Genomic DNA, 26,621 nt, shown 5'->3' with positions numbered 1-26,621 from the left:
GTCTAGGACGTGAGGGGCGACTCGTAACATGTGTTCGGTGGAGGCCTACCAGCAATCTGACCCGCTGGTGGGTGCCGTGCTGGACGGCCGATACCGCGTCGAGGTGTTGATCGCGACGGGCGGCATGTCCGCCGTGTACCGGGGGCTCGATCTCCGGCTGGACCGGCCTGTCGCGCTGAAGATCATGGACTCGCGGTACGCCGGCGACAACCAGTTCCTGACCCGGTTTCAGCGCGAGGCCCGGGCGGTGGCCCGGTTGAAGGATCCCGGCCTGGTCGCGGTCTACGACCAGGGCATGGACGGTCAGCATCCATTTCTGGTGATGGAGCTGATCGAGGGCGGCACTCTGCGCGAGCTACTGCGCGAGCGCGGCCCGATGCCCCCGCACGCCGTCGCGGCGGTGTTGCGTCCGGTGCTCGGCGGCCTCGCGGTTGCCCACCGCGCCGGACTCGTGCACCGCGACATCAAACCGGAGAACGTGCTCATCTCCGACGACGGCGAGGTGAAGATCGCCGATTTCGGGTTGGTCCGCGCAATCGCCGAAGCCAAGATCACCTCCACCAGCGTGATTTTGGGCACCGCCGCGTACCTCTCTCCCGAGCAGGTTCGCACCGGCGATGCCGATCCGCGCAGCGATGTGTACTCCGTCGGGATCATGGCTTACGAACTGCTGACCGGCGTCACGCCGTTCACCGGTGACTCGGCACTGGCGATCGCCTACCAACGGATCGACAACGACGTCCTGCCTCCGAGCCGAATGATCGCCGGTGTGCCAGCCCAATTCGACGATCTGGTGCTCCACGCCACCGCACGCGAACCCGCCAACCGCTACGCCGACGCCCACGACATGGCCGCCGAACTCGACTCCGTCGTCGAGGAACTGGGCCTACCCCGATTCCGGGTGCCCGCGCCGCGCAACTCGGCGCAGCATCTTTCGGCGGCCCTGCATCACAGCCAGCTGCCACCCGAGCACGAAGCCGTGACCACGAAAACGGCACGGCCCCAGGCTCAGCCCATGCTCGCGCCGCGGCAGCACACACGTGAACTCACCCGTGACGACTGGCAGCCGCAGGAGCCCGAATACGAGCCCGTCTCAGGACAATTCGCCGGGATCGATCTCGATGAGTTCTATTGGGCGCGCCAACGGTCGAGGCGGGCGTTGGTGTTCTGGGTGGTCGCCGTGCTCACTCTCACCGGGTTGGTCGCGGCCGCGGCGTGGACGCTCGGCGGCAACATCGGGACGTTGATCTAGCGCGACGTCACGAACGGCACACCTGGCAGGCAGCCCCTGGTGGCGGCGTGCATCCAGGCGTCGTGGCGGGCCAGGAACAGTGCGATCCGTCGGCGTCCCACCCATCCGCAGGTGCACCCAGGGGTTCGGTGGGCCACCGTGACCACACCCGACAGTGTCGCTTCGACCGACTCGTTCAGATAACCCAGGACTGCGGTGCCCACGACTACTCCCCCGATGATCTTCTATCGGCTACCACGCCCCGGCAGCCACGTTCAGATTATTTACAAGGGCGACAGTTAGAAATCGGGTGTTTCCCTATTCTTCGCGCGGGGGGTTGCGTCGGATCGTCCATAGCACTACAGTCGTAGTGGACTAATTCAACGAACGATGAGATCCAAACCGAGGTGATTGTGATGACCGAAGCTGTGGTTCCAGTGCTGGTAGTCGGCGCAGGACCGACCGGCTTGACGCTGGCCAATGAGCTCGCGCGGCACGGCGTGCGGCCGCGGATCATCGATCGCGGCACCGCGCCCGCGACGACATCCCGCGCGCTGGTCGTGCAGCCGAGGACGTTGGAGATCCTCGACGACATGGGCGTGGTCGACCAGGCGATCGCGGCAGGGACCTCGGCGTCCAATCTGACGATCACGTTCGCCGAGAAGACGGTCGAGCTGGATTTCGCGGGCCAACTGACCGGGCCGCAGAACTACACCGCCTACCCCGAACCGCGCACGGTGTCGCAGCAAGACACCGAGCGCATCCTCACCGAACTGTTGAGCGAGCAGGGCGTCGAGATCGAGCGCGGACGGGCGCTGACGGATCTGACACAGGACGGACAGACGGTGACCGTATCGCTGCGCGCCCAGGACGGCACGATCGAAACACTGCAATGCCGGTGGGTGATCGGCTGCGACGGCGCGCACAGCGCGGTCCGTGAGGCGGCAGGCATCCCGTTCGCCGGATCCACCTACCGCGACGAGTTCATCATGGCCGACGCCGAGCTCGACTGGAAACTGCCGCACGGTGGGCTATACGGATTCCCCAGTCCCGCAGGCATTTTCGCGGCTTTCTCAATGCCCGGCGAGAACCGCTACCGGATCTTCGGCAACTTCCCTCCCGGGCCGGAAGGCCCGAGCGCCGAGTACAGCGAACCCACCCACGACGAGTTCCAGGCGATGGTCGACGAGCGGGTTCCGTTCCCGGCCACGGTCGTCAAGGAACACTGGGTGACTCGATATCGGGTGCACAGCCGCACCGTCCCTCGCTATCGCGAAGGGAACGTGTTTCTCGTCGGCGACGCCGCCCACGTGCACAGCCCCGCAGGCGCGCAGGGCATGAACACCGGCATCCAGGACGCCTACAACCTGGGCTGGAAGCTCGCGTACGTCGAGCGCGGAGTTGCCGACGAATCGCTGCTGGACACCTACGAGGCGGAGCGGCACCCGATCGGCGTTCAGTTGCTCAAGACCACCGATCGCCTCTTCTCCGTGTTCGGCGGGCAGAATCCCCTGGCCCGGCTGGCCCGCGGCCGGGTGGCACCCGTGCTGGCCGGTCACCTGCTGACCCGATCCTGGCTGCGCAGGCGGTTCATCGGTCTGCTCGCCCAACTGCGCCTTCGCTATCCGGACAGCGCGCTCAACGCGCAGGACGGTTCGGGCTGGCGGGACGCGCCCGCCCCCGGCGACAGGGCCCGCGAGGCCGACGTGACCATCGACGGGCGGCAGAGCCGCCTTTACGAGGTGTTCCGCGGCACGCATCACACGGTGCTGCTGTTCACCGGACTCGACGACGATGCGATGCCTGCGGTCGAGTTGTGCCGGATCGCCGAACAGCTCGAGCAGACGTATCCGGGGATGGTGAAGGCCCGCGTGATCACCGCCGAGCGATTCGCGGATCATCCTGCGGCACTTGGTGATTCGACTCGGTCGGCACACCGCCAGTACGGGGTCACCGCAGCCAGCGCATTCGTCGTCCGGCCCGACTCCTACATCGGCTATCGCGGACGTCCGGTCGACGCCGAGCGGTTGTTGTCCGACCTGGCGCGGCGCCTCAGTCGCGGAGCATCTCCGCGACCAGGAACGCCAGCTCCAGCGACTGCTGAGTGTTGAGCCTGGGATCGCAGGCCGTCTCGTAGCGGCCTGCCAGGTCGGAGTCCGAAATGTCCTGCGCTCCACCGAGGCACTCGGTGACGTTCTCGCCGGTGATCTCGACGTGGATGCCGCCGGGATGCGTGCCGAGCGCCCGGTGCACCTCGAAGAAGCCCTGCACCTCGTCGACGATGCGGTCGAAGTGGCGGGTCTTGTAGCCCGTCGAGCTCTCGTGGGTGTTGCCGTGCATCGGGTCGCACTGCCAGATCACCTGATGCCCGGTGGCCTGCACCTTCTCGATGATCGGCGGCAGCACGTCGCGCACCTTGTTGTTGCCGAGCCTGCTCACCAGCGTCAGGCGGCCCGGCTGGTTGTGCGGATCGAGCCGCTCCACGTACTCGACGGCAAGCTCGGGCGACATCGTCGGGCCGATCTTCACGCCGATCGGGTTGGCAATCACCTCCGCAAACGCGACGTGTGCGCCGTCGAGCTGACGGGTGCGCTCGCCGATCCACACGTAGTGCGCCGACAGGTCGTACAGCCGCGGTTCGGGCGCCTCGACCGGGAAGTCGGTCGACAGCCGCAGCATGGCCCGCTCGTAGTCGAGCACCAAAGCCTCATGGCTGGCATAGATTTCGGCCGTCTGCAGGTTGTGGTCGGCAACACCGCAGGCGCTCATGAACGTCAGACCGCGGTCGATCTCGCTGGCGAGGGCCTCGTAGCGCGCACCGGCGGGCGAGGTGCGAACGAACTCGCGGTTCCAGTCGTGCACCTGATGCAGCGAGGCAAGACCCGACGCGGTCAGCGCGCGCACCAGGTTCATCGCCGCGCTGGCGTTGGCGTAGGCGCGCACCAGCCGGGACGCGTCGTGCTCGCGAACGGCCGCATCAGGGGCGAAGCCGTTGATCATGTCGCCGCGATAGGACTTCAGGCCGAGCGCGTCGATGTCCGACGACCGCGGCTTGGCGTACTGGCCCGCGATGCGCGCCACCTTGACCACCGGCATGCTGGCGCCGTAGGTGAGCACCACCGCCATCTGCAGCAGCGTGCGGATGTTGGCCCGGATGTGGGGTTCGGTGTTGTCGACGAACGTCTCCGCGCAGTCGCCGCCCTGCAGCAGGAACGCCTCGCCGCGGGCGACGTCGGCCAACAGACCCCGCAACCGATCGATCTCGGCCGGCACCGTCACCGGCGGCACGCTCTCGAGCACGGTCCGCATCATCTTGGCCGATTCGGCGTCCCAGCTGGGCTGCTGCGCCGCGGGCTTGGCCAGCGCGGCGTCCAGCCGATGCCGCAGGTCATCAGGTAGCGGCGGCAGCGGCGGCAGCTGGTCGATGGGTACGTCGACGGTCCAGTTCACCCGTCCATGGTAACGGGGGCCGCCATGTGCTTTTCACCGCTGCGCTGGTGCTTCTCCCTTTTCGAAGCGCGTGGTCATCAGACGAAAACGGACCAGGTTGTGCTTGGCGTCGACCAGGGCGTCATGGGCGTCGCGCGGCCTCGGCGGCATCCGCGGTGATCCGCGCTCCTCCCAGAACTGCCTCAGCTCGCGAGTGAAGCGCGGGATGGCAGGAGGCAGGTCGGTCATCGGTCCCCACAGCTGGCACAACACCACGTGGTCGTAGGCACCGACCCAGGCCCACAGCTCGATCGGCTCGTCGCCGTCGACACCGAAGAACTCCTCGAGGTCCATCCGAATCTGCCTTCGCGAACGCCACAGCGGCGAAGCCGGCGACGGCAACTTGGGCAGCACGTGCTTACGCACCCAGCTGCCTGCCCGCTCCGGGTCGAATTCCGTTGAGACGGCGTAATATTCGCGACCGTCCTCGGCTGCCACCCCAATCGAGATCAACTCGATGGTGCGGCCGTTGTCGATGAACTCCGTGTCGTAGAAGTACCTCACGCCTTCGACACCTGAGCCGTTTCGCGGTTGGCCAACGGTCGTGGCGCTGCGGCAGCGTGGATTTCGCGGTCGAGCTGCTGATCGACTTCGCTGTCGTCGGGAAAGTGCGGCTCCCCCGCGATCACGTGTTGCAGCCACAGCTTGGCCTGCACGATCGGCCTGCGCAGCCGGCGTTCCCGCTCGAGCGCCCTGTGCATCTTTCGCGGCTTGTCGCCGTAGCGCCAGCGCGCCCACGGCGCGTGCGGCCGCGAGAGCCGGATGGCGCCGAGGAACAACAGCGGCGTGATGAACATCCCAACCAGCCCGGTCCACACCTTTCCCTTGAGCAGAACGATCACCGCGAACAGCAGCGTCAACACCGCAACCGCGATCACCAGCGCCCTGGCCTGCAGAGATTGGTCCTCACGCCAGATGGTGACGTCGAAGAACGACAATGGATTGAACCCGAGGATCAGCAACCCGGCAACGGCGACGGCGGCGAACACCGCGTCCACCGACGTGCGGCCGTCTTCGGCCCAGTAAACGTCCTGCAGATGCAAGATCAGCGCGAACTCATCAAGCACCAGAGCTGCACCGATGCCGAAAAAGGTTGCGGCGACCGTGAATTCGGGTACTCCCCCGTCGACTGCCAACGTCACCATCGAGATGCCGGAGACCATGACCAGGACAACGCCGATCACCACGTGGTGGATGTGCAAGCCGCCGCCGGCAGAAATGTTGCGCGGCTGCCACCATTTATGGGGCGCATCGCTGTCCGCATGGCTTCGGATGTACCGCACGATGGTGCGGGTCAAGAAGAACGTGAGGATGAACGCGACGAGGCAGAACACCAGCGGCAGCCGCCCATGCGGGATAGAAAGATTCAGGTCGAACGTCGCGTGCACGCAGAAAACTTACGCCGACGTGCGCGTGTCAGGGTCGGGATACCGCCCGACTCGCCGGTGGGCACCGATACGCTGGTCTGCGACATGAGTACTTGGCGGTCGCCCGGCGGGGCTGGTTTGTGGCCAACACTCGCCTGGCGGCTGTTCCAACTGCTGACTGTGGCGGCGTTGGCCTGGGCTTGTTGGCGGCTGCTGAACCACATCCCCTACCGCATCGACATAGACGTCTACCGGATGGGCGGGACCGCCTGGCTCGACGGACGTCCGCTATATGCCGACGGGGCGATGTTCCACACCCGCGCGGGCCTGGACTTGCCCTTCACCTATCCGCCCTTGGCCGCGGTGGCATTCGCACCGTTCGCGTGGCTGTCGCTGAACGCGGCGAGCGTCGCGATCACGTTGACCACGCTGGCGCTGCTGATGGTGTCGACGGTGATCGTGCTGACCGGGCTGGACGTCTGGCCGCAAACGGCCATCACGCCCGAACCGGCGTGGCTGCGACGGTGCTGGCTGGCGGCCGCGATCGTGGGGCCCGCGTTCATCTACCTCGAACCGATCCGGTCGAACTTCGACTTCGGGCAGATCAACGTCGTGCTGATGACACTCGTCATCGCCGACTGCGTACCGCGTAAGACACCGTGGCCGCGCGGCATCCTGCTCGGTGTCGCGATCGCGCTCAAGCTCACCCCCGCGGTGTTCCTGCTGTACTTCCTGCTGCGCCGCGACACCCGCGCGCTGCTGGTGGCCGTGGCATCGGCGGTAGTGGCCACGCTCGCCGGTTTCGCGCTGGCGTGGCGGGACTCGTGGGAGTACTGGACCTACACCGTGCGCAACACCGACCGCATCGGCACCGCCACGCTGAACACCAACCAGAACATCGCGGGCGCGCTGGCCCGCCTCGGCCTCGGCGAGGGTGAGCGGTTCGTGCTGTGGACGCTGGCCTGCTTCACAGTTCTCGGGCTGACCGTGTGGGCAGTGCGCCGGGTGTTGCGCGCCGAGCAACCGGTGTTGGCTCTGATCTGCGTCGCGATGTTCGGGCTTGTGGTTTCGCCGGTGTCGTGGTCACACCACTGGGTGTGGACACTGCCGGCGCTGCTCGTGATGATCGTCGTGGCGCTCCGGCAACGACAGGTTGCGCTCGGCCTGGTGGCGTTGGCAGGAATCGCGCTGATGGTGTGGACGCCAATCCCGTTGATGCCCAAGCATCACGAAACCTCGGCGTCCCTGTGGCGTCAGCTCGCAGGTGGTTCGTATGTGTGGTGGGCGATCGCGGTGATCGCGGTGGCAGGCACGGTGTCCGCGCGCTCAGCCACTAGATCCGTCAGCCCGCAGCTGCTTCCGGCATCCGCGCCGGCGGCTTGATAGCCGCCTCACCTTTTCCCTCTTTGACGTCGGCGGCGTAGAGGTCGACGTACTCCTGGCCCGACAGCCGCATCAGCTCGTACATCACCTCGTCGATCACCGCGCGCTCGATGAACCGGTTGCCTGCCAGGCCCTCGAACCGGCTGAAGTCCATCGGCTTGCCGAATTTGACCTCGACCCGACCGAAGCGCCACATCTTGCTGCCGGGCGGGTTGACGACGTCGGTACCGATCATCGCGACAGGAACCACCGGCACGCCGGACTCCAGCGCCAGCCGCGCCAGGCCGGTCTTGCCCTTGTACAGCCGCCCGTCAGGCGAGCGGGTGCCCTCCGGGTACATCCCGAGCAACTTGCCTTCGTTGAGGATCCGCTGGGCGGTCTGCAGCGCGCTCTGGGCGCTGTCGGCATCCGTGCGGTCGATCGGCACCTGACCGGCGGCGGTGTAGAACCAGCGGGTGAACCAGCCCTTGATGCCTGTGCCCGTGAAGTACTCGGCCTTGGCAAGGAAGGTGATCCGGCGGCTGACCACCAGAGGGAGAAAGAAGCTGTCGGCGACGGCCAGGTGATTACTCGCCAGGATCATCGGGCCGGAGTGCGGAACATGCTCCAGCCCTTCGACTTTCGGACGGCCGAGCAGCGACAGCAAAGGGCCCATGAAGATGTACTTGAAAAGCCAGTACCACATGGACCCTCCCCACACTGGAGCACCGGACGGTGCTTTGCGACAACTTTACCCACGTGGTGTGGATGCGACCACAGGACCAGAGGTCACTCTTCCACCGTCACAGGGATGTGCTGATAGCGGCCCGGGCCGCTCGGCGACGGTTCACCACCGTTGGGGCCTGGCGGCGGGGGCGGGCTCTCCGGCGGGGGTTCACCGGGTCCGGTCGGGCCAGGCGCTCCGTTCGCTCCGTTCTCCAAGACGGCGCGGACGACCGTCAGCAGCGCGACGCTGTGTTCGGCGATGACGTCGAGCAGCGGATGCTGTTCACCGGCCACCAGCGCAGCCAGCGCACACACCGGGCACCACACCTGTTGGCACTTGCCGGCTGCGTCGCCTGTTCCCGCTGCCCGGGCGGCCGCCAGTCGCACCGCGGGGTCGAGTTTGTCGAGGATCATCTGGGCCAGCTGCCGCAGTTCGGGACCGATATCGGCGTGGGACCCGGTCATGCTGGCCACACCTCCGGGTTCGGTCGAAATCGCACGGTCAGCTCACTGCCCTTTAGCTGCGCATCCATCACAATGCATCGCCGCAGGACAGATGCCAGCCGAACGCGGCGCCGCATACCGCCTACGCCGATGATCAAGTCGTCGTCGACCCGACCCAACGTCAATGCGGCGGAATCGACCTGCGGCAACTCTAGCCGCATCCGGTAGACCGATTCGAGTCCTGTTCCCGATTCGCGGTCGACGATCGGCCGCAGCGGACCCGGCGGCGGTGACCCGTCGCGTCGGCGCGCGCTGTCGAGTAGCTCGCCGAGCGCCTTGGCTCCGATCGGCTCCCCCGCCAGGTGCGGGACGAGCACCAGCTGCACGTCCCCGATGGTGGTGTCCAGCTCGGCGAGCACCGCCCGCTGCTCGGCGATGCGCTCGGAGTACCAGTCGAATGCCGGATGCTCGGGCAGATTCCGGTATTCGAACGAATCATCTTGAATCAGTATCTGATTGACGATCAGCTCGCCGAGCCGCACACCCATCAGTGCAAGCGAGCCAAGCGTGCGGACCGCCTCCGCCGCGACCACGCGCTCGGCCGTCATCACCAGGTGCGCACTGACGCGCTCGCCGTCGGTGAGCAGCGAGCCAAGCCGCTCGGTTCCGGCGTGGATGCGTTCGACGAGTTCGATCACCGCGGCGGCGCGGGCGTCGTCGGCGCCGGTGGACAGCCGACGGTGCCGCGGCCACGCGCGCTCCAGATACAGCGCGAACGTGGCGGGCAATGTCAGCATCCGCAGCGCATCGGCGGTCGACGCGCAGTCGACCACGACATGGTCCCAGCCGCCTGAGGCGGCGAGTTCGCCGACCTCGTGAAGTCCGAGCACCTCCTGGATGCCCGGCAAGGCCGAAAGTTCTTCTGGCGCAATATCTCCCACATCCGACTCGGGAAACCGGCCGGACAGCAGGCCCGCGATGTCCCGCCACCGGGCCTCGAACAGTGCGAGCGTGTCCAAGGCCAGCGCGTCGAGGAAACCGCCGCCCGCGTCGGCTTGTCCGGTTCCCAAGTCGGCGAGCACCCGGGTCGGTTCACGAAGCCCGGTCGGGGTGACGGTGCAACCGAGCACGTCGCCGATCGAATGCGCCTGGTCGGTCGAGACGAGCAGCACCCGCTGCCCGGCGCCCGCGTCGCGCACCGCGGTGGCAGTGGCCAATGTCGACTTACCTACCCCGCCCTTGCCGACGAAGAGACTGATCCGGGCGCTAGTCGGGGCTGCAATGTCAGTCAGCCTCGACTCGTTTCTTGAGATCCTTCAAGGCGGTGTCGGTAAGGCGTCGTTCAGCCTTGCGTTTCAGCAGCCCGATCATCGGGATGATCAGATCGACCGATAGTTCGTAGGTGACATCGGTGCCAGAACCCTTGGGCGACAGCCGATATGCGCCGTCCAACGACTTCAGCAGCGAGCTGGACACCAGGCTCCATTTCACCGACTTGCGGTCGGTTGGCCAGTCGTAGGCCAACACCATGGTGTCCTTGAGGACGGTGGCGTCCAGCACCAGGCGGGCGGTCTTCGGATAGCCCTCGGCGTCTGCCTCGAGCACCTCGGTCTCCTTGTACTCGGCGACCCAGTCGGGATAGGAGCCGATGTCGGCGATGACGTCCATCACCGTCGAAGGATCGGCATCGATATAGATGGTCTGCGCCGTCTTGTCCGCCACGAGAAAAATCTACCTCCCCCTGCTTGCTTCGGCCGAAGTATCAGGCCAGGGGCGAAACGCCAACCGGGCGCGTCGCCTCGAGTGTCTGCTTCACTTCGAACGCCATGTTCTTACCCGCTACCCGGCGGCGATGATTCATCTTCGCCAGGTTCATCTTGGCCAGCTGCCACGCCGCCACCCCCGAGGGTTCGGCGTGCAGGAAATAGTGCAGCACCACCCCGTCCAGGACGGGTTCCAGCCAGATCTCCATGGTGCCGGTCAGCGCACCGGCCACCGTCCAGCGATGCCCCGCCGCAGCGCGGTCCTCGACGACCGTCAACAGCAGGTCGGGCCACCACCGGCGCCAGCTCGCGGGGTCCCCGATCGCCCTGCCCACCTCGGCGGGATCGGCCGCAACGAACGTCTCGTCGGCGATCTGGATGCTGTTCATGGCATACAAGCTTCACATACGCAGCGACCACCGCCGACGGTGGCCGACTAGGCTGTGGACGGCAAAGTCGCTAGTAATCCCCCGAGAGGTCAAGATCGTGCGCGAATTCAGTGTGCCCGCCACGTTCACCGTCGGTGAGCACGACAACATCGTCAGCTCTGTGTTCAGCCACGAACGCGACGACCCCGACCACGTGATCTTCCAGCGCCTCGTTGACGGCGCGTGGATCGATGTGACGTGCAAGGAGGCGGCCAACCAGATCCGTTCGGCCGCATTGGGTTTGATCGCCGAAGGCGTCAAGGCCGGCGACCGGGTCGCGATCTTGTCGGCAACGCGCTACGAATGGCCGATCCTCGACCTCGCGATCCTTGCCGCAGGTGCGCTCACGGTGCCGATCTACGAGACCAGCTCCGCCGAGCAGGTGCGGTTCGTCCTCGCCGACTCCGGCGCCGTGCTGATCTTCGCGGAGACCGACGCGCACGCCGACAAGATCGAGCACCTCGAAAGCGAGCTGCCCGAATTGCGCAAGGTGCTGCGCATCGAGGGGTCGGGCACCCCCGCGCTCGAGGCCCTGACCGAGGCAGGCAGATCCGTCGATCCGAAAGAACTGGACGACCGGTTGGCCGGCATCTCCTCGGCCGCCCCCGCCACGCTGATCTACACCTCGGGCACCACCGGCAGGCCCAAGGGCTGCCAGCTCACCCACTCCAACCTGATGTACGAGATCCGCGGCGCCAAGACCTGCTTCCCCACGCTGCTCGACAAGGGCGAGCGGATGCTGGTGTTCCTGCCGCTGGCGCACGTGCTGGCGCGCGCGATCACGTTGGCGTGCTTCGCCAACAAGGTCACGCTCGGGTTCACCAGTGACATCAAGAACCTGGTGCCGACGTTCGGGGTGTTCAAACCGACGCTCGTGGTTTCGGTGCCGCGGGTGTTCGAGAAGGTGTACAACACCGCCGAGCAGAATGCCCGCGACGACGGCAAGGGCTGGATCTTCGGCCCCGCGGTGGAAACCGCGATCGCATACAGCGAAGCGCAGGACTCCGGCGGAGCAGGTCTGCTGCTGCGTGCCAAGCACGCGCTTTTCGACCGGCTGGTGTACGGCAAACTGCGCGCCGCGCTCGGCGGTAACTGCCGCGGCGCGATCTCGGGCGGCGCTCCGCTTGGCGCACGGCTCGGCCACTTCTATCGCGGTGTCGGCCTGACCATCTATGAGGGCTATGGGCTGACCGAGACCAGCGCCGCGATCACCGTGAACCGGATCGACGAGGTCAAGGTCGGCTCGGTAGGAAAGTTGGTGCCCGGCAACAGCATGCGGCTCGGCGACGATGACGAACTACTCGTCAAGGGCGGCGTGGTGTTCAGCGGCTACTGGCACAACGACGAGGAGACCAAGGCCGTATTCACCGACGGCTGGTTCCACACCGGCGACCTGGGTGCGATCGACGAGGACGGCTTCCTGACCATCGTCGGCCGCAAGAAGGAGATCATCGTCACCGCGGGCGGCAAGAACGTCGCACCCGCACTGCTCGAGGACCGGCTTCGCGCGCATCCGCTGATCAGTCAGGCGATGTGCGTCGGCGATGCGCAACCGTTCATCGCCGCGCTGATCACCATCGACCCGGAGGCGTTCCCCGGCTGGAAGCAGCGGCACGGCAAGGACGCGACAGCCACCGTCGGCGACCTGGCCACCGACCCGGACCTGATAGCCGAAATCGAGCTGGCCATCAAGGAGGCCAACCAGGCGGTGTCCAAGGCCGAAGCCATCCGCAAGTTCCGCATCCTGCCTGTCGATTTCACCGAGGACACCGGAGAGCTGACGCCCACGATGAAGGTCAAGCGCAAGGTGGTCGCCGAGAAGTTCGCCGCCGACATCGACGCGCTCTACGCGAAGAACTAGAGAAGCTCGGCAAGGCGCCGCGCCTTGCCGGTCCACTGCCAGTTGTCGACGACCCAGCGTCGGCCCGCCTCGCCCATCCGCGCGGCGCGATCGGGGTCGGCGAGCAGATCGCTGACCGAGGCTGCGATCGCCCCGACATCCCAGCCGTCGACCACCACGCCCGTCTCGCCGTCGACGACCGTCTCGGGTGCGCCGCCGGACCGGCCCGCGACGACGGGAACACCCGTCGCCGACGCCTCGAGAAAGACGATGCCGAGCCCCTCGACGTCCAGACCCGCACCGCGGGTGCGACATGGCATCGCGAAGACGTCGGCAAGCGCATGGTGGGCGGGCAGCTCGTCACCGGGCACGCCCTCGGTGAACACGACGTGCTCGGCAACGCCGAAGCTGTGCGCCAGCCGCCGCAGCGATGTGAGATACGGTCCGCCGCCGACGATGACAAGCGCGGCGCCGGGCACCCGCTCGCGGATCGCCGGCATCGCCCGAATCAGCATGTCCTGGCCCTTGCGTGGCACCAGCCGCGACAGACACACCACCACCGGCCGCGACCCCAGGCGATAGCGGGCGCGCAGTTCTGCGCGGGCAACCTCGTCGGGGGTGAACCGGTCGGTGTCGACGCCTGGCGGGAGGTGCTCGAGCGCAGCGCCTGCTCCGAATGCCGAGGCGAACCGGCCCCGGGTGTACTGGCTGACATACGTGACCACATCGGTGCCAGTTCCGATGCGGCGCAACGCAGTTCGGGCCACCGGCAGCATCGACCAGCCCACCTCGTGGCCGTGCGTGCTGGCGATGACGCGGCCGGCACCCGCATCCCGGGCCAGTGGCGCCATCAAAGCCAGCGGCGCGGCCGCGCCGAACCACACGGTCTCGGCGTCGTGCCGCTTGATCAGGTCGCGCATCCGCCCTGCCACCGACGGCACGGGCAGCATCAGCGTGCCGGGGTGGCGCACCACCTCGTAGGCGGCATCACGGTCGAACGCGTCGGCGTCCTTCCATTTCGGCGCATAGACGGTCAGCGTGTGCGTCCCCGCCGCAACCAGGTGGTCCGCCAGTTCCTGCAGGTACGACTGGATGCCGCCGCGGCGTGGCGGAAAGTCATTGGTAACCAGCAGAACCCGGCTCATTGGCGAAAGGCTAGCCCGACATCCACTGCCGCCACCGACCGAGCACGGTCGGCAGGTCGGCGCCGAGCGTGTCGTGCACGGCGGTGGCGGCGTCGGGATGCCCCGGTGCGCAGGCGCGGAGGTACAGCGCCCGCAGCGCGTCGGTGCCGTATGCGTCGGCGACGAACCGGGTGAACCACCACGCCCGGTCGTAGGCCCGCGACCCGGCGGGGCCGGGGTCGCTGAGTTCGGCATCTGTCGGCAATTGCGCCGTCTGCTCCGCATCTGCCGGATGGGCCTGCGGTGGGCGTGCGACGAAGTCGGCGACGCCTTCGGTCAGCCAGCGCGGCGCGTCGCCGGCCGTCTCGGCCCGCGACGCGAAGTGAAAAAGCTCGTGGCGCAACACTATTCGCAACGACGCGGCGCTCATGTCGGCAGCGCCGGGGGCGAACATGATTCGTTCGGCGGTGGTAGTGGCCGCGATGTCGGGGCCGCCGCCCGCCAGGGCGCCGAACTCGGCGTCCGTCCCTGCCGCGACGACGAGGACGTCACGTGGCCAGGCGGCCCCCCAGAAGGCGGTGACGGCCTTCGACGCGTCGTTCATCTCCGCACCGATGCGGGCCAGCAGAGGCGCCGTGCGTGCCCCGCCGAGGCCGACGAGGTGAACCGTGCGCCCGTCGTCGAGCGTCTGCGTCGTCGACGCGGCGGTCGGCGTGGTGAGCGAGGCGGGCGCGGCGACGACGGGGTGCGGCTGGTCTGCCTGTGGTCTGCCGAGCAGAAGCAGCGCGCAGATCAGCTCGGTGACGAGGAGCGCACCGATGCTGGTCCGGCGACGGTCAGTAGCGGCGGACGTTGTGGATCGGCGCATTGTCGACCGGGGCGACTCGCACCGGCGTGCCGTAGGTCGAGGCGTGCACCATCATTCCGTCGCCGATGTAGATGCCGACGTGCGATGCGTCGGAGTAATAGGTGACCAGGTCGCCGGGCTGGATCTGATCCATCGACACCGGCTGCCCGCCCTGGGCGAGCGCCTGGCTGGAGTGCGGCAATGAGATGCCCGCCTGCTGGAAGGACCACATCACCAGCCCGGAGCAGTCGAACTGGCCAGGGCCCGAACCACCCCAGACGTAGGGCGAGCCGATCCGGCTGAGCGCGGCCTGGATGACGGTGGCCGCCTCGGGTGACCCGCCTCCTGGCTCGGCTCCAGGCGGCGCGACGTCGCCGGGCGGGATGCCCTCAGGTGGGGCGGCCAGGATGCCGGGATCGGCAGGCGGCGCGGCGTCCGGCGGAGGCGGTGCAGGGATCGGGGGCAGGGCGGCCAGCGCGTCGCGCTGGGCGGGGGTCAAGACCTCGTACTGGGACTTGACCACTGCTATCTGCACCTGCAGCTTGCTTTGCTTGGATTGCAGGTCGGCGCGCACCGCGGCGGCCTGCTCGGCGGCGGTCTTGGCGTCGGCGGCGGACTTGGCGGACGCCTGCTCGGCCAGTGCGGCCTGCTGTCCGATGTCGCGGTAGCTCTTCATCTGCGCCGACATCTCAGAGGCCATCACCCGCTGAACCGCGAGCTGATCGATCAGGCCCTGCGGCGAGGTCGCCGTCAGCATTGCGTCGAGGCCGTCGGTCCTGCCACCCATGTATTGCGCGGCAGCTAACTTGTCGACGGAGCCCTGGAACGTTGCCAACTGAGCTTTGGCCGATTCGACCGCTGCCACGTCGGCGGCGTGCTTGGCCTCGGCGGCCTGCTGCACTGCCAGCTTGTTGTTGAGGTCCAGCTGAGCGGAATGCATCGCTTCAGTGGTCTGTTCGGCTTGCCGAGACAACTCATTGAGTTTTGCCAACGCATCATCGGCCGGATCGGCCTGCACATGCCCGGCGACAACTGCCCCGAACACCGTTAACCCAGCTATTGCCCACACAAAGGTTTTCCGAACTCGGTGAAAACCACGTGTAATCCCGCGCGTGCGGTTGAGGCTCAAGATTTGCGTCCTTCAGATGCCGTGACGAAAACCGCGTCGAACTGCTCTTAGGTCTCAGATAGGTTACGAAACGGCATCGGGGTTGTCCAACAGAAGCCGCAAATTTAACAGCTGCCTCAGAGATCGTTATCAACGACCCCGTAAACGAATTTTGTTATGCGACTCCAGAATCGCTGTCGCGGCGAATCGGCACCAACCTCAATCGGGGCGCGAGCCCGGCGTCGGCGAGCACTTCAAGCGCCTGCCGTTCGTCGTCGAGCAACGTCTCGGGCACGCCGAGCAACACGCTCACGACACAGTCCTGGCAGCCGGGACCGCGCACCGCGCAGTCGTCGCAGTCGATCTTCACCGTGCCCATTTGGCTGGTCCTCTCATTCGGTGTTGTCCGCACGGTAACGACAGCCACCGACAAGCACCGCCGGGTAACTGAGCCCCCGCGTGGCAACCCGAGGCTGTCGGAGTCAGTGCCTACGTTCAGCGCATGGGGCAGCTGAGCTTCGCGGATGTGGATCCACACGCGGATGTCTCACTGCGGGAGACGACGTTCGTCGTGGTGGACCTGGAGACCACCGGCGGGCGCGCCTCCGGCGAGGGCCACGACGCGATCACCGAGATCGGGGCCGTCAAAGTGCGCGGCGGCGAGGTGCTCGGCGAACTGGCCACCCTGGTCGATCCCGGCCGAAGCATCCCCCCGCAGATCGTCGCGCTCACCGGCATCACCACCGCGATGGTGTGCAACGCCCCGACCATCGATTCGGTTTTACCGTCATTTCTGGAGTTCTCCCGCGGCGCGGTGCTGGTCGCGCACAACGCCGGCTTCGACATCGGGTTCCTGCGGGCGGCCGCCGAACGCCTCCACATCACGTGGCCCAAGCCCGCCGTGTTGTGCACGGTGAAGCTGGCCCGCCGGGTGCTCACCCGCGACGAGGCGCCAAGCGTGCGGCTGTCCGCGTTGGCCCGGCTGTTCAATGCGACCACTACTCCTACCCACCGCGCGCTCGACGACGCCCGCGCGACCGTCGACGTGCTGCACGGCCTGATCGAGCGGGTGGGCAACCAGGGCGTGCACACCTACGCCGAGCTGCGGTCCTATCTGCCCGATGTGACGCCTGCCCAGCGCAGCAACCGGCATCTGGCGAAGGCGCTGCCGCATTGCCCCGGTGTCTATCTGTTCAGGGGGCCGTCGGCCGAGGTGCTCTATGTCGGGACCGCGGTCGATCTACGCAGGCGAGTCGGGCAGTACTTCAACGGCGCCGACCCGCGCACCCGCATCAAGGAGATGGCATCTCTTGCGACGGCCGTCGACCATGTCGAATGCGCGCACGACCTCGAGGCGGGCGTGCGCGAACTGCGCCTGCTCGCCGCGCACGCGCCGCCGTACAACCGACGATCGAAATTTCCTCGCCGCTGGTGGTGGGTGACACTGACCGACGAGGCGTTCCCGCGATTTTCCGTCGTTCGAACACCCAAGCGCGACACTGCAATTGGTCCCTTCAGAGGACGCGCCGACGCGGTCGAGACCGCAGCGCTGCTTGCCCGGTTCACCGGTGTGCGCACCTGCACCACCCGACTGGGCCGCAGCGCACTGCACGTGTGTCCCGAGCGCGAACTGTCGCCATGCCCCGCGCCGCAGGGCATCACCCCGACCGAATACGCCGCGGCGCCCGCCCGCGCCGTCGAGCTGATCGAAGGCGGTGACAGCCGTGCGCTTGATGCGGTGCTCGCCCACATTGCCGACCTCGCCGAGCGCAACCGGTACGAGACCGCCGCCCGAATGCGCGATCACGCCGCCGCGGCCATCGACGTGCTGTGGCGCGGCCAGCGGCTGCGGGCGCTGGCCGCGGTCGACGAACTGGTCGCCGCGCGCCCGGACGGTGAAGGCGGCTGGCACCTCGCGGTGATCAGGCACGGCCAGCTGGCAGCGGCAGGCAACGCCTGCCGCGGTGTGCCACCGATGCCCGTGATCGACGCCATTTGCCTTGGCGCCCAAGCGGTTCTGCCGACCGCAGCGCCGCTTGGCGGAGCGCTGGTCGAGGAGACCGCGCTGATCACACGTTGGCTCGCCCAGCCCGGCGTGCGCATAGTGCGCGCCGAACCGGGTTGGGCATCGCCCGCCGCCGCGGCGGGACGCTTGGCACAGTGGGCGTCGACGGCCCGGTCGGCCCGTGCGGCGGCCGAACAAAGCCTGGGCTCAGACCTTTTGAGTGAACCCCACCCAACGCGCGAGCAACTTTTCGGCCGCCCCGGAGTCGATCGCCTCGGTGGCGCGAGCCAGACCCGACTCCCAGGCGGGCACCCATTTGGCGTCGCTGGCTAGGCCGGCGTGGGCCACCATCGCGCCGGCCGCGTTGAGCACCACCGCGTCGCGAACCGGCCCCTTCGCCCCGCCGAAAACCGAACGGACTTCTGCGGCATTGGATTCCGCGTCACCGCCGACCAACTCGGAGATGTCGGCGCGGGCGAACCCGAAGGCGGCCGGGTCGAAGGTCAGCCGTTCCACGGTCCCGGCCTGCACCCGCCAGATGGTGCTCGTCGTCGTGGTGGTGAGCTCGTCGAGACCGTCGTCGCCGTGGACCACCAGCACGCTCGACCGGCGCGTGGCGAACACGCCTGCCATCACCTCGGCCAGTTCGCCCCAGGCGCAGCCGATCAGGCCCGCCCGCGGTGATGCCGGATTGGTCAGCGGCCCAAGCAGATTGAACACCGTCGGTACCCCGATTTCGCGGCGCACCACCCCGGCGTGCCGGTACGACGGGTGGAAGTTCGGAGCGAACGCGAAGCCGATGCCGACTTCGGCCACGCTGCGCGCGACATCGTCGGGCCCGAGATCGATGCGAACCCCGAGCGCCTCGAGCGTGTCCGCACCGCCGGACAGCGACGAGGCCGCTCGATTGCCGTGCTTGATCACCGGAACCCCGGCCGCGGCCACCACGATCGCGGCCATCGTCGAGAGGTTGACGGTGTTTGCCCCGTCGCCGCCGGTGCCGACGACGTCGACGGTGTCGTTGCCGATCACCTCGGTCGGCACTCGGCGCGCGTGCTTGAGCATCGTGTCGGCCAACTCGGTCACCTCACCGGACGTCGGCCGCTTCATTTTCATCGACACACCGAAGCCGGCGATCTGTGCCGGCGTCGCCACACCGGTCATGATCTGGTCCATCGCCCAGGCCGCCTGCCCGGGGCGGAGCGCCTGACCTGTGGTCAAGCGGCCGAGAACCTGGGGCCACGTCGGCGCGTCGGTAGAAGTCACCCGCCGATTATCACCAATTGGCTGACCCGGGTGGAGATCAACAACTACAAAGCGTCATACTTGCTCCTGTGACGAGCGCTGTAGGGACCTCGGGAACCGCAATCACGTCGCGAGTACATTCGCTGAACCGACCCAACATGGTCAGTGTCGGCACCATTGTCTGGCTGTCCAGCGAGCTGATGTTCTTTGCTGGGCTGTTCGCGATGTACTTCACGGCGCGTGCTCAGGCCGCAGGTGACTGGCCTCCGCACCCCACCGAGCTGAACCTGTTCCAGGCCGTGCCGGTGACGCTGGTGCTGATCGCATCGTCTTTCACGTGCCAGATGGGTGTGTTCGCCGCCGAGCGGGGCGACGTGTTCGGGCTGCGACGCTGGTACTTCATCACCTTCTTGATGGGCGCGTTCTTCGTCGGCGGCCAGGCCTACGAGTACTACCACCTGGTTTCTCACGGCACGACCATCCCGGGCAGCGCGTACGGCTCGGTGTTCTACCTGGCGACCGGATTCCACGGCCTACACGTCATCGGTGGTCTGATCGCGTTCATCTTCCTGCTCGCGCGCACCACAATGAGTAAGTTCACTCCGGCGCAGGCCACCGCCGCGATCGTCGTCTCGTACTACTGGCACTTCGTCGACATCGTCTGGATTGCGCTGTTCGCCACCATCTACTTCGTCCGTTGATCGGCTAGCCGATTCGTCCGTTAGGAGTTCGATGACCGACAAGTCCCGCCGTCGGCTACGCCGGCGGCTTTCGGCAGCACTGCTGCTGCTGGTCGGACTGGCCGTCGCCGGTGGCCTGGCGGCCACCCTCACACCCACGCCGCAGGTCGCGGTCGCCGACGAGTCGTCGTCGGCGCTGCTGCGCACGGGCAAGCAGCTGTTTGACACCTCCTGTGTCACCTGCCACGGCGCCAATCTCCAGGGCGTGCCGGACCGCGGGCCCAGCCTGATCGGTGTCGGCGAGGCAGCCGTCTACTTCCAGGTGTCGACGGGCCGGATGCCCGCGATGCGCGGAGAGGCTCAGGCGGCCCGCAAACCACCGATCTTCGACGAGTCGCAGATCGACGCGCTCGGCGCTTACGTGCAGGCCAATGGCGGCGGCCCGACAGTGCCCCGAGACGGCAACGGCGCCATCGCCGACCATTCGCTGCTGGGCTCCGACGTCGCCCGCGGCGGCGACCTCTTCCGGCTGAACTGCGCGTCGTGCCACAACTTCACCGGCAAGGGCGGCGCCCTGTCGTCGGGCAAATACGCGCCCGACCTCTCCGAGGCTGAGCCCGCGCAGATCTACACCGCGATGTTGACCGGCCCGCAGAACATGCCGAAGTTCTCCGACCGGCAGCTCTCCCCAGAGGAGAAGAAGGACATCGTGGCCTATGTCCGGATGGCGACCGAGGCGCCCGACCCAGGTGGCTACGGCCTTGGCGGCTTCGGACCGTCGTCGGAGGGCATGGCGATGTGGATTATCGGCATCGTCGCCGTCATCGGCGCGGCGCTGTGGATCGGAGCGCGGGCATGAGCGAAACGTCAGACGTGAAGGGCACCGACACACCGGGCCAGCAGGGCGCGCCGGGACAGCCGACGGACGCCGAACTGGCTTCGATGTCGCGTGAGGAGCTCGTCGACCTCGGTGGCAAGCTCGACGGCGTCGACACCGTCTTCAAGGAAGACCGCTGGCCGGTGGCAGGCACCAAGGCCGAGAAGCGTGCCGAGCGCGCGGTGGCGTATTGGCTTCTGCTGGGCGGCCTTTCGGGCCTGGCACTGCTGGTGATCTTCTTGTTCTGGCCCTGGGAGTACAAGGGCGGCGGCGATCCGGGACATTGGTGGTACGACCTGGCCACCCCGCTTTACGGATTGACCTTCGGCCTGTCGATTCTGGCCATCGGCATCGGTGCGGTGATGTTCCAGAAGAAGTTCATTCCCGAGGAGATCTCGATCCAGGAGCGCCACGACGGCGCTTCCCCCGAAATCCACCGCAAGACCGTCGCCGCCAACCTGACCGATGCGCTGGAGACGTCAACCATCAAGCGGCGCAAGCTGGTTGGCCTTTCGCTTGGCGTCGGCCTCGGCGCCTTCGGCCTCGGCACACTGGTCGCGTTCATGGGCGGGCTGATCAAGAACCCGTGGAAGCCCGTGGTCCCGACCGCCGAAGGCAAGAAGGCCGTGCTGTGGACCTCCGGCTGGACCCCGCGTTTCAAGGGCGAGACCATCTACCTGGCCCGCGCCACCGGCCTCCCGGGCGAGTCGCCTTTTGTGAAAATGCGGCCCGAGGACATCGACGCAGGCGGCATGGAGACGGTGTTCCCCTGGCGTGAATCCGATGGCGACGGCACCACTGTCGAGTCGCACGAGAGGCTCTCGGAGATCGCGATGGGCGTGCGCAACCCGGTGATGCTGATCCGCATCAAGCCGGTCGACATGCCCAGAGTGGTCAAGCGCAAGGGCCAGGAGAGCTTCAACTTCGGCGAGCTGTTCGCGTTCACCAAGGTGTGCTCGCACTTGGGTTGCCCCTCTTCGCTTTACGAGCAACAGACCTATCGAATCCTCTGCCCGTGCCACCAGTCGCAGTTCGACGCGTTGCACTTCGCGAGGCCCATATTCGGTCCGGCTGCGCGCGCTTTGGCGCAGCTGCCCATCACCATCGACAAAGACGGGTACCTGGTCGCCAACGGTGACTTCATCGAACCCGTCGGACCGGCATTCTGGGAGCGCAAGACATGAGTCCGACATTGCCGAAGCCGAATCTGGCTGAAATCGCTGCCGCCCAAGGCGATGCGATCGATTCGCGGTATCACCCCTCGGCGGCGGTGCGTCGCCAGCTGAACAAGGTGTTTCCCACCCACTGGTCGTTCCTGCTGGGCGAGATCGCGCTGTACTCGTTCATCGTGCTGTTGATCACCGGCGTGTACCTGACGCTGTTCTTCGACGCGTCGATGGCCGAGGTCACCTACAACGGCGTGTACCAGCCGCTGCGCGGCGTGCAGATGTCCAAGGCCTTCGCCTCCGCGCTCGACATCAGCTTCGAGGTGCGCGGCGGTTTGTTCGTCCGTCAGGTCCACCACTGGGCGGCGCTGATGTTCTCCGCGGCGATCATGGTTCACCTGGCCCGCATCTTCTTCACCGGCGCGTTCCGCAGACCGCGTGAAGCCAACTGGGTGATCGGCTCGCTGCTGTTGATCCTTTCGATGTTCGAGGGGTACTTCGGCTACTCGCTGCCCGACGACCTGCTGTCGGGCATCGGCCTGCGCGCCGCGCTGTCCTCGATCACGATGGCCATCCCGGTGGTCGGCACCTGGATGCACTGGGCGTTGTTCGGCGGCGACTTCCCGTGCGGCGGGCTGGGATACCAGTGCTCTGCCGACGGTGTCCTGCTCCCCCGGATGTATGCGTTGCACATCCTGTTGATCCCCGGAATCATCCTGGCGCTCATCGGTGTTCACCTTGCGCTGGTGTGGTTCCAGAAGCACACCCAGTTCCCCGGCCCCGGTCGCACCGAGCGCAACGTCGTCGGCGTGCGCGTCATGCCGGTGTTCGCGGTGAAGTCCGGCGCGTTCTTCGCGATGACCACCGGCATCCTCGGCCTGATGGGCGGCTTGCTGCAGATCAACCCGATCTGGCAGTTGGGCCCCTACAAACCGTCGCAGGTGTCGGCGGGTAGCCAGCCCGACTTCTACATGATGTGGACCGAGGGCCTGGCCCGTATCTGGCCGCCGTGGGAGTTCTACCCGTTCGGCCACACCATCCCCGCCGTCGTCGGCGTCGCGCTGGGCATGGGCCTTGTCTTCACCCTGCTGATCGCCTATCCGTTCATCGAGCAGAAGGTGACCGGCGACAAGGCCCATCACAACCTGCTGCAGCGGCCGCGAGATGTGCCGGTGCGCACCGCAATCGGCGCGATGGCGATCGCGTTCTACATGGTGCTGACGCTGGCGGCGATGAACGACGTCATCGCGTGGAAGTTCCACATCTCGCTGAACGCGACGACGTGGATCGCGCGCATCGGCATGGTGGTACTGCCTGCGATCGTCTACTACATCGCCTACCGCTGGTGTGTGGGGCTGCAGCGCAGCGACCGCGCGGTGCTCGAGCACGGCATCGAGACCGGCATCATCAAGCGGCTGCCGCACGGTGCCTACATCGAGTTGCACCAGCCGATCGGCCCCGTCGACGACCATGGGCACCCGATTCCGTTGGAGTACCAGGGCGCAGCGGTGCCCAAGCGGATGAACAAGCTGGGCGCTGCTGGTGCGCCGGGCAGCGGCAGCTTCCTGTCCGCCGACCCGCTGTCCGAGCACGAGGCACTGGCCGAAGCCGCGCATGCGTCAGAACGCAAGGCGCTCACCGCATTGCGCGAGCACCAGACGCGTAACGGCTCGGGTAACGGCCAGACGAACGGCCATCACTAAGCGACAGAATCAGGCTCAACGCACGCGATCGCGAGATCTGCGTGCGTTGAGCCTGATGTCGTCTTTGGGCCTGGTCGGCCTAGCGCTCCAACACCCCGCGTAACTCGCGCAAGTAGAACCATGGGATCGCCGGCATGCCGAGCGTGACGAGGCCGGCAAGCACGTAGCACGCCCACGCGGCCGCGTTGTGGTTGACCGCCATCAGGTAGGTGGCGACGCCGATAGCGATCATCGCGACGCCCATCGCGATCGCGATGACGACGGCGCAGCGCAGCCAAAGCTGATCCACCGCGCCGGCCAAGGGGCTTGGTTCCGGGCGAATGGCTTCCCGCGTCGGATAGCTGGGGCCTGCGGAAGTCGTTGCGCCGATTCGGATTTTCTCCGTCGGGGCGTCTGTCCCCCGCACCGGCACCGGCGCCGCCGGGTGAATCGGCGCGGCGCGCATCGGAGCGCGCGCGGGCGGCGGGGACTCTTCGAGCGCAGCGCGGCGCGCCCGCAGCAGCAGCGGCACTGCGCCGATGATCACCGCGGCGGAGACCGCGATCACGGCATACAGCAGCCACGGAGTATCGGAATCCCCTGCGGCTTGGGCATGCCCGGTGCCCAGGTCCACCAGCGCCACCGTCGCGGCAACACCTGCGCCGAGCGCCACCAGCCACACGCCGGCGCAGACGCCCAGCAGAATGCGGTCGTTGCGGTCGAATTCGCTCATCAGCAGCTTGTCTGCGCAGCGTTGTTGGTGTTCGACGAGAGCACCGTGCCGTCACTCGTCGTGATCGAGCAATTGAGCCGGCTCACCAGGAACAGACTGGATGCCTGTACCGAGCCCACTTCGGACTGCGAGATGGGCGTCACCGTCAGCGACCACGGGATGTACACGTTGCGCTGCGTGCGGCTGCGGCCGGAGGCGTCGATGTAGGTGACGGTGATGATGTCACCGGGCGCCTTCGTGCCGGTGACCGAGTAGGTGACCTGTCGCGGCCCCGCAGGGGTCGTCGACGTCGGCGGCGGCGGTGGCGCAGCAGTGGTCACCGGCGGGGGCGGTGGCGCCTCGGAAGCCGGTGGAGGAGGCGGCGGCGGTTCCTGCGTCACCGTCACGGTCTCCGGCGGCGGAGGAGGCGGCGCCTCCGTGGTCGGCGGCGGCGGAGGTGGCGGTGGCGGCGGGGTCGTGGTGGTGATCTCGTCCTGCACTGGCGGCGGCGGGCTCGTGGTCGTCGCAGGCGTCGCGAGGTTGTTGGTGTCGGTCCGGGTCACCAGCACCGACACCGAGGCGACCAGCGCGATCGCGGCGACGATGGCCGCTACGCCCACCACCCACGGCCAGCGTGGAGGCCGCTCCTGGTCCACGAGTTCGGTGGCCGGGTCGTAGGCGTCGTAGTCGTAAAGCGACGAGTCGGCCGGCACGTAGGGGCCACTGGTGAACTGTTCGGACTCCGGCGCGGAGTAGGCCTGCGAGTAGATCTCCGTTTCACCGGTCAAAGGCGCCGCCGACTGGTCCGACGTGGGCTGGTCGCCTGGCTCCTGACCTGGCAGTTCCGACCCTTCAGATTCTGGGGGATTCGGCCCGCTCATCTACGCCTATCCTTCTCGACTACATCTGCGGCGCGGTTGACCGTGCCCCGGCAACACTACCCAAATTGACCGCGCGAACGAATCTCACAGCGCGGTCCACGGGCGAACTGTTGTCCCGATTGTGACCTTTTGGGGTCAGTGCTTTTCGGGGCCGGTGTAGTACTCGAAAACGAGGCCTGCGGCCGACGAGAGCACGAAGCACACGCCCGCGGCGATCAGCCAGGGCAGCCACAGCGCGACGCCGACAGCGGTGACCGACGCGGACAGCGCGATGGCCACCGGCCACCAGCTGTGCGGGCTGAAGAAGCCCAGCTCGCCAGCGCCGTCGCTGATCTCAGCGTCCTCGTAGTCCTCGGGCCGGGTGTCGAGCCTGCGCGCCACGAACCGGAAGAACGTTCCGGTGATCAAGGTCAGGCCCGCCGTCAGCACCAGTGCGGTGGTACCCGCCCACTCCACACCGCCGTACTGGAACAACCCGGTCAGCACGCCGTACACCACCGCCGCGAGGACGAAGAACGCGGTCAGGAACTCGAACAGCCTGGCTTCGATGTGCATCTGATGTCCCTACTTGCTGGCCTGGGATGGCACGCCGACCTGCTCGCCCCGCCGGGTGTCGAACGGATGCGTGGTGACGGCCGTCGGGGGCTGGTTGATGGCCTGCAGCGCCTCGGCGTTGGTCTTGCCGGCCATCCGCTGCTGCAGGTACGCCTTGAAGTCGTTGGGCTCCACCACCCGCACCTCGAAATTCATCATCGAGTGGTAGGTGCCGCACATCTCCGCGCAGCGGCCGACGAACGCGCCGGTCTTGTTGATCTCGCTGACTTGGAAGACGTTGTCGGAGTGGTTCGCCTGCGGATCGGGCATCACGTCGCGCTTGAACAAGAACTCCGGAACCCAGAACGCGTGAATCACATCGGCCGAAGCGATCTGGAATTCGATGCGCTTGCCGGTGGGCAGCACCAGGATCGGAATCTCGGTGGAGCTGCCAAGCGTCTCGACCTTGTCGAAGTTCAGGTAGGTCCGGTCCTCGGGGTTGCGGCCACGGACTGCGCCCACGAGCTCCTCGCCGTGTTTGTCCACGCCCTCGGGCTTGGACTCCATGGCGGCCTTGCGCGCATCATCGACGCCGTCGAAGGTGAATGTGCCGTCGCCGAAGTTGACCTTCTGGTACCCGAACTTCCAGTTCCACTGGAACGCGGTGACGTCGACGACGACCTCGGGATTGGGGTCCTTGTGCAACATCTTCTCCTGCACCACGACGGTGAAGTAGAAGAGCACAGAGATGATCAGGAACGGCGTGACGGTGAGCACCAGCTCCAGCGGCATGTTGTAGCCGAACTGGCGTGGCAGCTCAGTGTCGCCCTTCTTGTGGCGGTGGAACGCCGAGCTCCAGAAGATCAAGCCCCAGACGATCACACCGACGACGAGCGCCGCTATCAGCGAACCGATCCACAGCTCCCGGTTCACGTGTGCCTCAGGCGTGATGCCTTCCGGCCACCCGAGGCCGGCTACCTCAGACCAGCTGCACCCGCTGAGCAGCACAGCAGTGCCACCCAGGATGACTGACAACGCCAACACCCGAAGCCGCCGCGGTGCCACGTTGGAGCCTCCTAGAAGTCAGTATTGCTAGGCGAATACTACGCA

Annotated in this window: 26 protein-coding genes and 1 pseudogene; 9 read left to right on the top strand and 18 right to left on the bottom strand. The window is 67.0% G+C overall.

Features of this window, described 5'->3' with window-relative positions; all coding sequences use genetic code 11:
• The first annotated feature begins 28 nt into the window (after positions 1 to 28).
• The gene (locus J3E61_RS29185; protein WP_192723095.1) at positions 29 to 1,252 is read left to right on the top strand and encodes a protein kinase; all 1,224 of its coding nucleotides are present in this window, start codon (positions 29 to 31) and stop codon (positions 1,250 to 1,252) included.
• Here the strand turns inward: J3E61_RS29185 and J3E61_RS29180 are convergent.
• The gene (locus J3E61_RS29180; RefSeq protein WP_192723096.1) at positions 1,249 to 1,455 is read right to left on the bottom strand and encodes a hypothetical protein; all 207 of its coding nucleotides are present in this window, start codon (positions 1,453 to 1,455) and stop codon (positions 1,249 to 1,251) included. The two genes, J3E61_RS29185 and J3E61_RS29180, sit on opposite strands and share 4 nt — an antisense overlap.
• Before the next feature lie 192 nt (positions 1,456 to 1,647).
• Here J3E61_RS29180 and J3E61_RS29175 point away from each other — a divergent pair, with 192 nt between their 5' ends.
• The gene (locus tag J3E61_RS29175) at positions 1,648 to 3,342 is read left to right on the top strand and encodes an FAD-dependent monooxygenase (RefSeq protein ID WP_210086234.1); all 1,695 of its coding nucleotides are present in this window, start codon (positions 1,648 to 1,650) and stop codon (positions 3,340 to 3,342) included.
• Here the strand turns inward: J3E61_RS29175 and J3E61_RS29170 are convergent.
• From J3E61_RS29170 to J3E61_RS29160, 3 genes are read right to left on the bottom strand one after another with little or no spacing between them, the layout of a single operon-like run.
• Positions 3,284 to 4,681: a 3-deoxy-7-phosphoheptulonate synthase class II gene (locus J3E61_RS29170; protein WP_192723098.1), complete on the bottom strand. Its 1,398-nt coding sequence runs from the start codon at positions 4,679 to 4,681 to the stop codon at positions 3,284 to 3,286. The two genes, J3E61_RS29175 and J3E61_RS29170, sit on opposite strands and share 59 nt — an antisense overlap.
• A gap of 33 nt (positions 4,682 to 4,714) precedes the next feature.
• A complete protein-coding gene (locus tag J3E61_RS29165; RefSeq protein WP_192723099.1) occupies positions 4,715 to 5,224 on the bottom strand; it encodes a polyadenylate-specific 3'-exoribonuclease AS in 510 nt (169 codons plus the stop codon).
• Complete coding sequence (locus J3E61_RS29160) at positions 5,221 to 6,108, bottom strand: hypothetical protein (protein ID WP_192723100.1); 888 nt, start codon at positions 6,106 to 6,108, stop codon at positions 5,221 to 5,223. Before J3E61_RS29160 ends, J3E61_RS29165 begins: the two co-directional genes overlap by 4 nt.
• 84 nt (positions 6,109 to 6,192) lie before the next feature.
• On the opposite strand from J3E61_RS29160, the gene J3E61_RS29155 reads away from it, so the two are divergent.
• Complete coding sequence (locus J3E61_RS29155) at positions 6,193 to 7,470, top strand: DUF2029 domain-containing protein (protein WP_192723101.1); 1,278 nt, start codon at positions 6,193 to 6,195, stop codon at positions 7,468 to 7,470.
• Here J3E61_RS29155 and J3E61_RS29150 read toward each other — a convergent pair.
• From J3E61_RS29150 to J3E61_RS29130, 5 genes are all read right to left on the bottom strand, one after another.
• Positions 7,430 to 8,155, bottom strand: a complete 726-nt coding sequence (locus tag J3E61_RS29150; RefSeq protein WP_192723102.1) for a 1-acyl-sn-glycerol-3-phosphate acyltransferase — start codon at positions 8,153 to 8,155, stop codon at positions 7,430 to 7,432. The genes J3E61_RS29155 and J3E61_RS29150 overlap by 41 nt on opposite strands.
• 83 nt (positions 8,156 to 8,238) lie before the next feature.
• Complete coding sequence (locus tag J3E61_RS29145; protein WP_210086233.1) at positions 8,239 to 8,640, bottom strand: hypothetical protein; 402 nt, start codon at positions 8,638 to 8,640, stop codon at positions 8,239 to 8,241.
• Positions 8,637 to 9,902: an ArsA family ATPase gene (locus tag J3E61_RS29140; protein ID WP_210086740.1), complete on the bottom strand. Its 1,266-nt coding sequence runs from the start codon at positions 9,900 to 9,902 to the stop codon at positions 8,637 to 8,639. The genes J3E61_RS29145 and J3E61_RS29140 overlap by 4 nt, the downstream gene beginning before the upstream one ends.
• A 1-nt stretch (position 9,903) precedes the next feature.
• Positions 9,904 to 10,341, bottom strand: coding sequence for an SRPBCC family protein (locus J3E61_RS29135; RefSeq protein ID WP_192723104.1), 438 nt, complete (start codon positions 10,339 to 10,341; stop codon positions 9,904 to 9,906).
• Positions 10,342 to 10,381: 40 nt separating this feature from the next.
• Entirely contained in the window at positions 10,382 to 10,771 is a 390-nt protein-coding gene (locus tag J3E61_RS29130; RefSeq protein WP_192723105.1) for a polyketide cyclase / dehydrase and lipid transport, read from the bottom strand.
• A gap of 97 nt (positions 10,772 to 10,868) precedes the next feature.
• Here J3E61_RS29130 and J3E61_RS29125 point away from each other — a divergent pair, with 97 nt between their 5' ends.
• On the top strand, positions 10,869 to 12,671 hold the full coding sequence (locus J3E61_RS29125) for a long-chain fatty acid--CoA ligase (protein WP_210086232.1): 1,803 nt from the start codon (positions 10,869 to 10,871) through the stop codon (positions 12,669 to 12,671).
• Here the strand turns inward: J3E61_RS29125 and J3E61_RS29120 are convergent.
• The 4 genes from J3E61_RS29120 to J3E61_RS29105 form a co-directional block, all read right to left on the bottom strand.
• On the bottom strand, positions 12,668 to 13,795 hold the full coding sequence (locus J3E61_RS29120; protein WP_210086231.1) for a glycosyltransferase family 4 protein: 1,128 nt from the start codon (positions 13,793 to 13,795) through the stop codon (positions 12,668 to 12,670). The two genes, J3E61_RS29125 and J3E61_RS29120, sit on opposite strands and share 4 nt — an antisense overlap.
• Before the next feature lie 10 nt (positions 13,796 to 13,805).
• Complete coding sequence (locus J3E61_RS29115) at positions 13,806 to 14,642, bottom strand: peptidase (protein ID WP_210086230.1); 837 nt, start codon at positions 14,640 to 14,642, stop codon at positions 13,806 to 13,808.
• Complete coding sequence (ripC, locus tag J3E61_RS29110; protein WP_192723879.1) at positions 14,611 to 15,726, bottom strand: peptidoglycan hydrolase RipC; 1,116 nt, start codon at positions 15,724 to 15,726, stop codon at positions 14,611 to 14,613. Before ripC ends, J3E61_RS29115 begins: the two co-directional genes overlap by 32 nt.
• A gap of 178 nt (positions 15,727 to 15,904) precedes the next feature.
• Complete coding sequence (locus J3E61_RS29105; RefSeq protein WP_192723109.1) at positions 15,905 to 16,108, bottom strand: hypothetical protein; 204 nt, start codon at positions 16,106 to 16,108, stop codon at positions 15,905 to 15,907.
• A 123-nt stretch (positions 16,109 to 16,231) separates the two neighbouring features.
• On the opposite strand from J3E61_RS29105, the gene J3E61_RS29100 reads away from it, so the two are divergent.
• Positions 16,232 to 18,067: a DEDD exonuclease domain-containing protein gene (locus tag J3E61_RS29100; RefSeq protein ID WP_210086229.1), complete on the top strand. Its 1,836-nt coding sequence runs from the start codon at positions 16,232 to 16,234 to the stop codon at positions 18,065 to 18,067.
• Here the strand turns inward: J3E61_RS29100 and trpD are convergent.
• Positions 17,954 to 19,000, bottom strand: a pseudogene (gene trpD / locus J3E61_RS29095) (anthranilate phosphoribosyltransferase); the annotation flags it as partial. The gene J3E61_RS29100 and the pseudogene trpD overlap by 114 nt on opposite strands.
• A gap of 68 nt (positions 19,001 to 19,068) precedes the next feature.
• Between trpD and J3E61_RS29090 the strand changes: the two are divergent.
• The 4 genes from J3E61_RS29090 to J3E61_RS29075 are packed head-to-tail and all read left to right on the top strand — an operon-like array spanning position 19,069 to position 23,405.
• A complete protein-coding gene (locus J3E61_RS29090) occupies positions 19,069 to 19,680 on the top strand; it encodes a cytochrome c oxidase subunit 3 (protein ID WP_192723111.1) in 612 nt (203 codons plus the stop codon).
• A 31-nt stretch (positions 19,681 to 19,711) separates the two neighbouring features.
• The gene (locus J3E61_RS29085) at positions 19,712 to 20,518 is read left to right on the top strand and encodes a c-type cytochrome (RefSeq protein WP_210086228.1); all 807 of its coding nucleotides are present in this window, start codon (positions 19,712 to 19,714) and stop codon (positions 20,516 to 20,518) included.
• Positions 20,515 to 21,720 carry a ubiquinol-cytochrome c reductase iron-sulfur subunit gene (locus tag J3E61_RS29080; RefSeq protein ID WP_210086227.1) on the top strand — a complete coding sequence of 402 codons (1,206 nt, stop codon included), beginning with the start codon at positions 20,515 to 20,517 and terminating at the stop codon, positions 21,718 to 21,720. Before J3E61_RS29085 ends, J3E61_RS29080 begins: the two co-directional genes overlap by 4 nt.
• The gene (locus J3E61_RS29075) at positions 21,717 to 23,405 is read left to right on the top strand and encodes a cytochrome bc complex cytochrome b subunit (RefSeq protein ID WP_210086226.1); all 1,689 of its coding nucleotides are present in this window, start codon (positions 21,717 to 21,719) and stop codon (positions 23,403 to 23,405) included. The genes J3E61_RS29080 and J3E61_RS29075 overlap by 4 nt, the downstream gene beginning before the upstream one ends.
• 79 nt (positions 23,406 to 23,484) lie before the next feature.
• Here J3E61_RS29075 and J3E61_RS29070 read toward each other — a convergent pair whose 3' ends face one another.
• From J3E61_RS29070 to J3E61_RS29055, 4 genes are all read right to left on the bottom strand, one after another.
• Complete coding sequence (locus J3E61_RS29070) at positions 23,485 to 24,117, bottom strand: DUF2561 family protein (RefSeq protein WP_210086225.1); 633 nt, start codon at positions 24,115 to 24,117, stop codon at positions 23,485 to 23,487.
• Positions 24,117 to 24,977, bottom strand: coding sequence for a hypothetical protein (locus J3E61_RS29065; protein ID WP_210086224.1), 861 nt, complete (start codon positions 24,975 to 24,977; stop codon positions 24,117 to 24,119). The genes J3E61_RS29070 and J3E61_RS29065 overlap by 1 nt, the downstream gene beginning before the upstream one ends.
• Before the next feature lie 135 nt (positions 24,978 to 25,112).
• A complete protein-coding gene (locus tag J3E61_RS29060) occupies positions 25,113 to 25,532 on the bottom strand; it encodes a cytochrome c oxidase subunit 4 (protein WP_210086223.1) in 420 nt (139 codons plus the stop codon).
• A gap of 9 nt (positions 25,533 to 25,541) precedes the next feature.
• Positions 25,542 to 26,576 (bottom strand): cytochrome c oxidase subunit II, encoded by a 1,035-nt coding sequence (locus J3E61_RS29055; protein WP_210086222.1) that lies wholly within the window; start codon positions 26,574 to 26,576, stop codon positions 25,542 to 25,544.
• Positions 26,577 to 26,621 lie beyond the last annotated feature (45 nt).

It is taken from the genome of Mycobacterium sp. OAE908 (genome assembly GCF_017872775.1).
Lineage (GTDB): Bacteria > Actinomycetota > Actinomycetes > Mycobacteriales > Mycobacteriaceae > Mycobacterium.
Note: the sequence above shows the minus strand (reverse complement) of the source record. Positions and strands in the feature narration are given on the sequence as shown.